This window comes from Propionivibrio sp. (assembly GCF_049316945.1).
Classification (GTDB): Bacteria; Pseudomonadota; Gammaproteobacteria; order Burkholderiales; family Rhodocyclaceae; genus Propionivibrio.
Genome location: NZ_JBMOJE010000149.1, coordinates 1 through 10106, shown reverse-complemented (window position 1 = coordinate 10106; position 10106 = coordinate 1). Strand labels below are relative to the sequence as shown.

The window sequence follows — 10106 nt, the reverse complement described above, 5'->3', positions numbered from 1 at the left end:
TGGTCGGTACCGCGGTCAGAGGCTTGGGGTAGCTGCTACATAATGCCGGTTATTTCCTGTTTCTCGCGGACACGCCGTAGCTGAATGCTTTTCTGTGCCCCTATCGGCATTTCATCTAGAATTGGTCTTTTCCATCCTTAAGTCCAGCAATGCGAATCACCATCACCCGTCCCGACGACTGGCACCTGCACCTGCGCGACGGCGAGGCGCTGGCTGCCGTTCTGCCGCATAGCGCACGCCAGTTTGCCCGCGCCATTGTCATGCCCAATCTGCGTCCGCCGGTGACCACTGTCGCTCTGGCCGCCGAGTATCGCCACCGCATTCTCGCCGCGCTGCCTGCGGGCATGAGTTTCGAACCCTTGATGACGCTCTATCTCACCGACAACACACCGGCAGACGAGATCCGGCGTGCTGTTGACAGCGGTTTTGTGCAGGCGGTCAAGCTCTATCCGGCCGGTGCGACGACCAATTCAGATGCCGGCGTCACTGACCTCGCCCGATGTGACGCGGCGCTGGCCGAAATGGAGAAGCTTGGTCTGCCGCTGCTCGTACACGGCGAAGTGACCGATTTGTCCATCGACATTTTCGACCGCGAGAATGTTTTCATCGAAACCGTTCTGCAGCCCCTGCTGGCGCGTCGTCCGGGCTTGCGCGTGGTGTTCGAGCACATCACAACCAGGGAGGCAGCGGAATTTGTCGCTGCTGCCGGAGCGAACGTGGCGGCGACGATCACCGCGCATCATCTTCTCTATAACCGCAATGCAGTTTTTACCGGCGGCATCCGTCCGCATTACTACTGCCTGCCGGTACTGAAGCGCGAGATTCATCGCCAGGCGCTGCTTGGCGCGGCGACTTCGGGCAGCAACAAATTCTTTCTCGGCACCGATTCTGCACCGCATGCGCGCGGCACCAAGGAGAACGCTTGCGGTTGCGCGGGTTGCTATACGGCATATTCGGCTTTGGAACTCTACGCCGAAGCCTTTGCCGCGGCCGGTGCGCTCGACAAGCTGGAAGCCTTTGCCAGCTTCAACGGCCCGGATTTCTATCGGCTTCCGCGCAATACCGGTAGCGTGACGCTGGAACAGAAAACCTGGGTGATGCCGGAGACTTTCGATTATGCCGGCAACGAAAAACTGGTGCCGTTGTGTGCCGGCGAGTCGCTGCATTGGAAGTTGATTGATTAACGATTGATTCGATTGTTTTGGGAGGTTTCCCCCATGATTTCGCCAAGATTTTCACCCGGATCCGCATCCGCATGGCTCGCCCTGCTCCTGTTGCCGTTTCTTGCGGCCTGTTCCGACCAGCGCGTGTCTTTCGAGATCAAGGGCAGCGCTCATGCGTTAACCCTGATCCGGGTGACGGGCCTGCCGTGGGAGAAAACGGCGAAGTATTCCATCGTTGCAGCGCGCATGCCCGACTGCATGCGCCGGCACGCGATGTCGGAAGCGGGGCTCAATGCCAAGGTGGAAGTGTATTCGCCGGGCAACGATGCCTGGATCCTCAAGCAGAACGGCAGCATGTTCGTCGTCGAAACGCGAACCTGTGAAGGCTTTGCCAAGCTCGACAATATTCCGGAAGGCGGCATGGGGCCGCTGATGGGTGTTTACGAAATGCGCAACGACGTACTCGTATTCACCGCAGCACCCAGGGTAGCGCCGCCTCCCCCGGCGATCGAGTCTGCACCGGCAGCAAACTGATCCATTCCGCGTGACGGGGGTATAATCGCGCCGGGAAGTCGGTCAGGCAACCGCTGGGCGAAGGGCGCAAGTCTTAGCCGAGAGGAAAGTCCGGGCTTCATAGAGCAAGATGCCGGTTAACGACCGGGCACCGTGAGGTGACGGAAAGTGCAACAGAGAATAGACCGCCTAAGCTCGGGGAAACCCGGGCCGGTAAGGGTGAAACGGCGAGGTAAGAGCTCACCGCGGACGTGGTAACACGGACGGCACGGCAAACCCCATCTGAAGCAAGGCCAAATAGGGAAGCGCATGGCGTGGCTCGCGTTGCTTCCGGGTAGGCTGCTTGAGCGTACTGGCAACAGTGCGCCTAGAGGAATGGTTGTCCACGACAGAACCCGGCTTAACGACCGGCTTCCCCCTTCTTTCGATCCGCTGGAAGCCAATATCCATGCGGTTCTCCAGGCTATTTTCTGAAGCTGTCAAATCCTTCGTTGTGCTCCCCGTTCCAATGATGTGTAAATTACCCCGTGGCGTTCCATTGGCGCTGGCCGAGCAATAAATCCTCTGGTAAGTATTCAACCCAGATTATCCATTAGCAATTCCAAGGTAACCTATACGCTGCAGTTTATGCTTAGGGGATTGGTTGGTCCTAATGAGATTCATTAGGCCAACTGCCTGATTACTTGCTGTTATTGGCTGGATTTGTAACTGTTCAGTATGCACTTGAATTTCAGTTATTTACAGGCGATACTTTATCCTATGCATGAGCTTCCAGACCTCTCGACGATGAGCTCGGATCAGAAGGACGAACTGATCCGCAAACTCTTTGCGCGACTAGCGGAACTGGAAGCGCAGCGGTCGAAGGACAGTCACAACTCCAGCAAACCCCCGTCGTCGGATGGGCTGGCGAAGAAGACTCAATCGCTTCGCCAGCCTTCCGGCAAGAAAGCGGGCGGGCAAGCCGGGCACCCCGGGCAGACACTTGAGCGAACAAGCGAACCCGATGAAATCCGAGACAGCCCGCTGCCGAATCACTGCGCCTGCGGTGCGTCCTTGTCCGCGTCAGAGTCCAAAATTGCCGAGCGACGTCAGGTGTTCGACATACCGGCGGCGCATTACCAAGTGGTCGAGTATCGCACCCTGCAAGTACGCTGCACCTGCGGGCGGGAGCATGTCAGTGCGTTCCCCTCGGGGGTCACCGAAGCCGTGCAATACGGCGCGAACGTCCGCGCTTTGGGGGTGCATCTGACGCAAGGTCAGTTGCTGCCCTACGGCCGCGCATCGCAACTGATCGCTGACCTGTTTCATCTTGAGGTTTCCCCTGCCACCCTGCTGGCGTGGGTGGATGAGGCGAGCGAATTGCTTCTCCCCTCGGTCGGCCAAATTGCCCAAGCCTTGATCGAAGCACCGGTGGCGCATGCTGACGAATCGGGTTTTCGGGTCGCGGGAAAGTTGCATTGGCTGCATACGGTCGCTACTGCGAACCATACTTGGTATGGCGTCCACGCCCGGCGCGGGTGGGAAGCGATCGAGGCTCACGGGATTCTGCCCAAACGGATTGCCGTGCTGGTGCATGACTGCTGGAAGCCTTACTGGCAACTCGATTGCGTGCACGCCCTGTGCAACGTGCCGCGAAGCAAATACTCTTGGGGTGCCCACCTGCTGCGCGAACTTGTCTTCCTTCTGGAGACCACCGGTCAAGCCTGGAACAAGCACATGATTGACCTGCTTCTGGACGCGAACAAGACCTGCGAGGCCGCACGGCAGCAGAACGAAAAGGCACTGGCTCCGGGGCGAGTGAAGCAGATTCTGGCAGACTACCAAGCCATTCTGCGCGAAGGCGAAGCGGCACATCCGGAGACTCCACGAACTGTGCTCCAGCGTGGCCGAATCAAACAGACACCGGCTTTTAACCTGCTACGCCGACTGCGCGAGCACGCCGATGAAGTTCTGCTCTTCGTCTCTGATCTGTCAGTCCCCTTTACCAACAATCTCGGCGAACGTGCCATCCGGATGCCGAAAGTGAAGCAGAAAATCTCCGGCTGCTTTCGCACGCTCAAAGGCGCGGAAAACTTCGCCATCATCCGTTCTTACCTCGATACCCTGCACAAGCAGGGACACAACCTCATCGAAGCGCTTCGGCTTGCTTTTCAGGGCAACCCCCTCAGCCCGCGACTGGCTGAACAGTCACCTGAAATTCAAGTGCATACTGAACAGTTACCTGGATTTTTATGTTGAACAATGCCTCGGAAAGTGCTTTTGATATCAAGTTTTCAAATCGCGAGGTCAGCGCGTGGGGAGGAATGGCACTGCTGAAGCGAATGCTCGATCAGATGGGGTTTCAGCAAGCGGCTTCCTGCTGGGATTTGCCGCTGCCAGGGTCCAACCGCGGCTATCCACCAGTGCAACTGATCGAACAATGGATGGTTTCCATCTGGTGCGGCGCCTGTCGCTTTGCCCATGCCGAAACGGTGCGCTTTGACGGCACCCTGACCCGGTTGTTTGGTTGGCCGAAGGCTGCGGGATACCAAGCAATCATGCGCTTGTTCAAACGGTTCGACATGGCTCGCAATGAGGCGGTACAAGAATCCGTCTATCACTGGTTTTTTACCCAAGTCAGCACGCTAAAGCGGATCACCCTCGACATGGACTCCACGGTGCTCACCCGCCACGGGGAACAAGAGGGCGCGACACGAGGATATAACCCAGGCCGACGCGGGCGTCCATCGCACCATCCCTTACTGGCGTTTGTAGCGGAGGCACGGATGGTCGCCAACTTCTGGCTGCGACCAGGGAATGCCTATACGACCAACAATGTTCTGGCCTTCATCGAATCCACCTTGCGCCATCTGGGCGACAAGATGGTCGGACTGTTTCGCGCCGACAGCGGATTCTTTGATGAAGCGATCCTGAGCCTTCTGGAAGGGCGCAAGATTGATTGCATCATCAGCGCCAAGCTCACCCAGCGATTGCAAGCGGCCATTGTGCGTGACGCGCGGTGGTGGGCACTCGAGACGGGGCTGGAACTGGCCGAGATCATCTATCAGGCACAGGGTTGGTCAGGCCATCGATATCGTCGCCGCTGGGTACCACTGCAAGGGTGAAGGGCTTTGGTTGGATAGTCCCAGTTGAATTCAGGAGTAAGTTGGTCTTCCATAGCATCCATGTCAGTAACCGTTGTTAAATCTGCGATTCCAAAAGCCGCAAATGGCCGACCATCCGAGGTTTGTCGTTAAGGGTATCAACCTGAAGTTGGAAACCCATGATCTGGCTGCATATTCTGTCCGTCATCAAAATGCAAACATGGGTGAAATCTACCGGCAAATTGATTCGATCGCCTCAGGTGCTGTGGATGGGGATTCGGGTATCCGGAGTCATCGCCCCCTGCAGGGATTTTCCGGTGGACGAATCCTGTCGGGATGAAATGTCATTCCATAATCCCCCCAATGGAAACGATCAGAAGCGACAGCCCAGTTCGGAGATCAGAGATCGTTGCCATTTTGATTCGCTTTTAAGATGGGTGTGGATTACGCATTCTTTCAGGCTGACTCTGGGTTTGAAGATGCTTTTGTCTGTTCAAACAACAGCGCGAAGGGTGGTCAATCTGACTCGCGCAAACAAACGGGCAGATCCCTCATTGACGATTTTCGGCCTGCTGGACAGGCCCCCCCGGTTTGGGCTTACAACCCAAACGATGAGCTTCCCTCGGGAACGCACGTTCGGCACATCCCTATTTTGGGGATTGTGATGCCTTGTTTTGGGATGAAACAGGGCCCAATGCCACAACGAGAATTTCCAATTCCTGCGTCACGGCCAGCAAATCATTAACCAGTTTCTGATCCACGTTGAAACTGCCTTCGTACTCGGCCAGATTTCGCTTGTTGTGGCAAAAATCGAGAACGCGCCACTGCGTTGCGGCAAAGCCAACCGTATGGGGCAGGGCTTGGAATACGAGATACCGGTTCTCCGCCCGATAACCGTGCCAACGTAGCGCGGCAAGCGCCAGGGCATGCGCGGCGTTATAGGCCAAGTCAAACGCACTTTCCAAGCCCAAACTGGGGATACGAGCATCAAGTAGCTTTCGAGTCGCCGATCGGAGCAGCCCATCGATCTCGGATTGGCTCGGCGGCTCCGCCTTCAGCCCACCCTTGCTGATCTTGACCAGGTTATCGAGTGGCAAGCTCATGGTCATTTCCAATCAGAAAGATTTTCGATTGCTCCAGTACGCGAAGTACAAAGTTGTTCTTACTCTGTATCTTCTCAGCCAGTTCAGCCGGCGTGTAAACCGTCGGGTTCACCTTGCGCCCCAATATCACTTCGGCTGCCGCCAGACCTTCAAACAAATCTGTGTAGCCGAGATCTTCGGCCACGACCATCAGATCAATATCGCTTGAGGCGGTATCGGTACCTTTGGCCACGGAACCAAAAACAAAAGCGATCTGGATCCGACTGGCGACGTCGGTGAGCGCCGTGCGCAGGACATCGGCCAAACCAACAGATTTCAGGATGATCCCGCGCAACTCGTTAAAGATCGGGGAAGAGCGATTCGCCTGGTAATGCTTCTGATTGCCAATAGACGTTACTGTTACCAGCCCGGATGACACCAGTTTTTCGAGTTCGCGCTGAAGCGCGCCGCGCCCGGCACGGGTGAGCCGAAGCAATTCATTCCCGAAAAATGATCGATCCGGTTGGCCGAACAGCAGCCCCAGAACGCGTTGCTGGATACCAGAGAAAATGGCATCAGCAAAGGAAGTTGTCTTCATCCTCATATTGGGGATTATAACGCCCTATTTGGGGATTATTCCGTTAAAGCCTCGTTCAATGAACGATGAGCCTGAACGAGGCCTGTATTTCCATTCGGATATGCGGTCTCGCGGGGAGTCGCCCGTTCCTGAACAAAGCGCTGCCTTATGCGGGGGAATAACGACTTGGGCATTGGGATGCTGGTCAGAGTAATTCGCCCATGATGTTCAATCCGACCCACGCAGCGACACAAGGGTACCGGTCAACTATAAACGTGTTACGTTGCACAACACCATGTACATATCTATTCCGGAACCGTGTCCAGCTACCCGACTCCCAATCGGCCAGCAAAACACCCCCAGAGTCGCGCAATGCCCCTGCCTGAAAATATGGACTTGAATCCATATGGCTTATGATCCATAATTCAAGCATGAGTTGGACCGTTCTATTTCATGATGCCTTCGATGCCGAATTTAGCGCATTCGCGGAGGCTTTGCAGGATGAGTTGCTAGTTCATGCGGTATTGCTGCGCGAATTCGGACCCAACCTTGGCCGTCCAATGGTTGATGGCTTGAAAGGCTCGAAGCACTCGAACATGAAGGAGTTGCGGTTCAATTGGGAAGGTGGCGTGTGGCGCTTCGCGTTTGCCTTTGACCCACAGCGGCAGGCCATTTTACTGGTCGGCGGTGACAAGGGCGGTGCCGATCAACGGCGGTTTTATAAACGGCTCATTTTGCAGGCGGATGGCCGCTTCGACGGTCACCTCTCGACCCTGAACGCCAACGAAGGAAAGGTAGGACAGCATGGCAAGAAAACTCGATGATGTGATGGCGCAGTTGCCCGCACCACGGCAAGCCGGTATTGAAGCTCGCGCGCAGGAACTCGCCTCCCTGAAAGACTTGCGGCAAGCCGTCGAACAAACCCAAGAGGACTTGGCCACTGCGCTGGGCGTAGGCCAAGACACGATTTCACGCCTCGAAAAACGCAGCGATATGCTGCTCTCAACGCTGCGCCGCTACATTGAAAGCATGGGCGGCAAACTCGAACTGGTTGCCCAGTTCCCGAATCGCCCCCCAGTGTTCATTGACCAGATTGGGGAAGTGGCGGCGCCACACCGGCGCAGCGCCAAAAGATCCCGTCTTCCCGGTACTGCGGCCTGACCATCGGGACGCAGCATTCGCTGGCATTCGACGCAGGTCACTCCCCCTTGGTTTCTGGCGTTTGGGCATCAGTGACTTCACCCTCGGCGATCAATACCAGCGCGATATCGGTGTCAGTTGTTGCTTTGTTCGCTTCCTTCTCATATGGATGTTGCTACGCGATCTAAATTGACGATCATGGGCGAATTCCAGTGACCAGTCATATTCTTGCGATTTTCAGGCTGAAGATGGTTTGAAGATGCTTTAGTCTGGTCAAACAACGCTCATAATGCTCAATCTGACACGCGCAAACAACAATCTGAGATTTCAGTTTCTTCAAACACTCAGCAGCTGTAGGTTCCACGAAGGAAAATGATTTGCTGATCCATTTCGGTTTCTTGGTAAATCCGTTCAAGATGCACGACCATTTCAGAGATGAAGTTCGTCGAGCGACATCATGGCGACCGGCTTTAATTTCTCTTGGATTGGAAGGTAGAACAAGTGATTTTCGCTCATCAAATTCGGGCAGCTGCGCACTGAGTCAGAGGGGTGAGCGAATATTTCGCTGGAAGTCATAACATCACGTATAGGCGTATCCATCCTTGACGATGTGACCTGAACCAAGTGGCGGACATAATCGTGTTCGGAAAAAACTCCACTTATGCGATCGTTATCCAATACCAGTAACGCTCTGATGTCATGCACAGTCATGAGCGTTAATGCTTCCAGCAACGTGAAGTCCGCGCTGGCGAAGTGAAGACTGGATAGCCTCTTTTGGAGCACGCTTTTCACAGTCAACGGCTCAACACGAGGATGTCGAGGCATTTGAAATTGCCTTCCGATAACACGCGCATCCAATACTTTTGGCGTCATCTTTGCCATTCCGTGTTTAGGGTAATAGTTTCCTTGTCAGACAGTCACAGTTCGGGTTTGATTCCGTCAACAATTTTCTGACCTGATAGGGCATCAAATTCCCGGGATAGGGTGAGGAATCTATCGTTGTTTGTTTTTGGTACGTTGCCGTCGAGTTGGCAAAGCCTTTCGCCGACGCATGGGAAGGCAGGCCAATGAAGGTCGTAACGCTGAAATGGCTCCATGGCGACCTCAGACTATCGGCACGATCCAATCAAATTTAGGGTATCCGTATGGCGTGGCTGAAATGAACATGGAGTTGTGCAACGCAACAAGTTTATAGTCGACCGGTATGTTGCAAGGAGAAGCTGACTGACTCCATCCGACCCATTATAGATAGTCCGGTCAATTCCCAATCTGGTTTGAGCAGCACGTTGTTCTATTGGAGATCGGAACGAAATGTGTTCTTGGACGATACGGTCGGATACGCAGTACGCAGGGCTATCCACGGACGGCCGCCAGCGCGCCTCTATCGCTGGCAGGCGGCCGGCGGTGGGTAACCCGTCTGCGAAGCCGCGATCATTAAAGGTTTCTTTGCTGAGTTTCAGTCACAAGAAGGCATTTCGTTCCGCTTTCAGTAATATTAATTACAACTGGCAGGTAGCTGCCAGTGAAGGCGGGATATGCACCCGCGGATTACGAATATTCCGACCCAAATGTTCTGACGTTTACTGCATTAGCTTCGAGTCCGCGGGTGTGCTTGCACTCGACAACGAATACTCAGGGTTTGCCGTGCTGCCGGCTCACTATATTGCCTTCGCAGAGCGCAAGAATGCATGTCCCCAATGGTCAATTTATCACTTGGGAGGTGTGACGTGAAACCTCTATACGTTAAGACATTTACGGCTTATGTTGGCATCGACTGGGCTGACACCAAACATGATGTTTGTCTTCAAGCGGCGGATAGCGACCAACGCGAGTTCGCTTGCATTCCCCATCAGATGTCCCTAATCGATGATTGGGCGAAGGCGTTGCACAAGCGCTTTGGCGGCACCATCGCGGTCGCTCTTGAATTGGCCAAGGGTCCGATCGTTTATGCGCTTCAGAAGTACAATTTCTTCGTACTTTTTCCAATAAACCCATCGACCCTGGCCAAATATCGGGAAGCTTTCAAGCCCAGTCGGGCCAAAGACGATCCCACCGATGCCGAACTGGCACTTGATCTTCTGCTACACCACCCGGAGCGATTTAAACCCATCCAACCACAAAGCGTCACCATGCGGACTCTGCTCAGCCTGACCGAGCATCGTCGCGAGTTGGTCGACGATAAGATCAGGCTGACCAACCGTCTGACCAATGCCCTCAAGCAATACTATCCCCAAGCTCTCGATTGGTTTGAGCAGCGGGACACGATCCTGTTCTGCGATTTCCTGACACGCTGGCCAACACTGTCTCAGGTCAAGCAAGCTCGACAGACCAGCCTGAAGGCGTTCTTCCATGCACACAATGGTCGTCGCCCCCAAGTCATTGGCGCTCGGCTCGACTCCATCAAGGCTGCGGTGCCGCTCACAGAAGATCCCGGTGTGATTGCCCCCTGTCAGCTGCATGTGCTGATGCTCGTCGAACAATTGCGCGTCACACTTCTTACGTCTCTCTCCCGGAGATATTCACGGGTGTCAAACAACCCGCGTTCAGC

The 10106-nt window shown here is 55.0% G+C and carries 11 protein-coding genes and 1 other RNA gene; 9 read left to right on the top strand and 3 right to left on the bottom strand.

Annotated elements, in window-relative coordinates:
• The first annotated feature begins 149 nt into the window (after positions 1–149).
• The 6 genes from pyrC (at position 150) to ACOYNV_RS22755 (ending at position 5099) form a co-directional block, all read left to right on the top strand.
• Positions 150–1184, top strand: a complete 1035-nt coding sequence (pyrC, locus tag ACOYNV_RS22780) for a dihydroorotase (protein ID WP_422902100.1) — start codon at positions 150–152, stop codon at positions 1182–1184.
• A 33-nt stretch (positions 1185–1217) separates the two neighbouring features.
• On the top strand, positions 1218–1697 hold the full coding sequence (locus ACOYNV_RS22775; RefSeq protein ID WP_422902099.1) for a hypothetical protein: 480 nt from the start codon (positions 1218–1220) through the stop codon (positions 1695–1697).
• 34 nt (positions 1698–1731) lie between these two features.
• Positions 1732–2095: RNase P RNA component class A (gene rnpB / locus ACOYNV_RS22770), an RNA gene on the top strand.
• A gap of 340 nt (positions 2096–2435) precedes the next feature.
• A complete protein-coding gene (gene tnpC, locus ACOYNV_RS22765; RefSeq protein WP_422902098.1) occupies positions 2436–3914 on the top strand; it encodes an IS66 family transposase in 1479 nt (492 codons plus the stop codon).
• Positions 3908–4780 carry a transposase gene (locus ACOYNV_RS22760; protein ID WP_422902097.1) on the top strand — a complete coding sequence of 291 codons (873 nt, stop codon included), beginning with the start codon at positions 3908–3910 and terminating at the stop codon, positions 4778–4780. The genes tnpC and ACOYNV_RS22760 overlap by 7 nt, the downstream gene beginning before the upstream one ends.
• A gap of 103 nt (positions 4781–4883) precedes the next feature.
• Positions 4884–5099, top strand: coding sequence for a hypothetical protein (locus ACOYNV_RS22755; protein WP_422902096.1), 216 nt, complete (start codon positions 4884–4886; stop codon positions 5097–5099).
• 307 nt (positions 5100–5406) lie between these two features.
• On the opposite strand, the gene ACOYNV_RS22750 is transcribed toward ACOYNV_RS22755, so the two are convergent.
• Together ACOYNV_RS22750 and ACOYNV_RS22745 are read right to left on the bottom strand one after the other, a co-directional pair.
• Positions 5407–5862 carry a hypothetical protein gene (locus ACOYNV_RS22750; RefSeq protein WP_422902095.1) on the bottom strand — a complete coding sequence of 152 codons (456 nt, stop codon included), beginning with the start codon at positions 5860–5862 and terminating at the stop codon, positions 5407–5409.
• Positions 5843–6439 (bottom strand): nucleotidyltransferase domain-containing protein, encoded by a 597-nt coding sequence (locus ACOYNV_RS22745; protein WP_422902094.1) that lies wholly within the window; start codon positions 6437–6439, stop codon positions 5843–5845. The genes ACOYNV_RS22750 and ACOYNV_RS22745 overlap by 20 nt, the downstream gene beginning before the upstream one ends.
• Before the next feature lie 410 nt (positions 6440–6849).
• Between ACOYNV_RS22745 and ACOYNV_RS22740 the strand changes: the two genes are divergently transcribed.
• Positions 6850–7242, top strand: a complete 393-nt coding sequence (locus tag ACOYNV_RS22740; protein WP_422902093.1) for a type II toxin-antitoxin system RelE/ParE family toxin — start codon at positions 6850–6852, stop codon at positions 7240–7242.
• On the top strand, positions 7223–7579 hold the full coding sequence (locus tag ACOYNV_RS22735) for an XRE family transcriptional regulator (protein ID WP_422902092.1): 357 nt from the start codon (positions 7223–7225) through the stop codon (positions 7577–7579). The genes ACOYNV_RS22740 and ACOYNV_RS22735 overlap by 20 nt, the downstream gene beginning before the upstream one ends.
• Before the next feature lie 408 nt (positions 7580–7987).
• On the opposite strand, the gene ACOYNV_RS22730 is transcribed toward ACOYNV_RS22735, so the two are convergent.
• Positions 7988–8431, bottom strand: coding sequence for a CBS domain-containing protein (locus ACOYNV_RS22730; RefSeq protein WP_422902091.1), 444 nt, complete (start codon positions 8429–8431; stop codon positions 7988–7990).
• Between the two features lie 854 nt (positions 8432–9285).
• On the opposite strand from ACOYNV_RS22730, the gene ACOYNV_RS22725 reads away from it, so the two are divergent.
• Positions 9286–10106, top strand: an 821-nt coding sequence (locus tag ACOYNV_RS22725; RefSeq protein WP_422902090.1) for an IS110 family transposase, incomplete at its 3' end; no start/stop codon positions are given.

Bases quoted from the DNA above. Each gene is read 5' to 3' on its own strand.
- pyrC (WP_422902100.1), top strand. From the start codon at position 150: ATGCGAATCACCATCACCCGTCCCGACGACTGGCACCTGCACCTGCGC.
- ACOYNV_RS22775 (WP_422902099.1), top strand. From the start codon at position 1,218: ATGATTTCGCCAAGATTTTCACCCGGATCCGCATCCGCATGGCTCGCC.
- ACOYNV_RS22730 (WP_422902091.1), bottom strand. From the start codon at position 8,431: ATGACGCCAAAAGTATTGGATGCGCGTGTTATCGGAAGGCAATTTCAA.
- ACOYNV_RS22740 (WP_422902093.1), top strand. From the start codon at position 6,850: ATGAGTTGGACCGTTCTATTTCATGATGCCTTCGATGCCGAATTTAGC.
- ACOYNV_RS22750 (WP_422902095.1), bottom strand. From the start codon at position 5,862: ATGAGCTTGCCACTCGATAACCTGGTCAAGATCAGCAAGGGTGGGCTG.
- ACOYNV_RS22745 (WP_422902094.1), bottom strand. From the start codon at position 6,439: ATGAAGACAACTTCCTTTGCTGATGCCATTTTCTCTGGTATCCAGCAA.
- ACOYNV_RS22735 (WP_422902092.1), top strand. From the start codon at position 7,223: ATGGCAAGAAAACTCGATGATGTGATGGCGCAGTTGCCCGCACCACGG.
- ACOYNV_RS22760 (WP_422902097.1), top strand. From the start codon at position 3,908: ATGTTGAACAATGCCTCGGAAAGTGCTTTTGATATCAAGTTTTCAAAT.
- tnpC (WP_422902098.1), top strand. From the start codon at position 2,436: ATGCATGAGCTTCCAGACCTCTCGACGATGAGCTCGGATCAGAAGGAC.
- ACOYNV_RS22755 (WP_422902096.1), top strand. From the start codon at position 4,884: ATGGCCGACCATCCGAGGTTTGTCGTTAAGGGTATCAACCTGAAGTTG.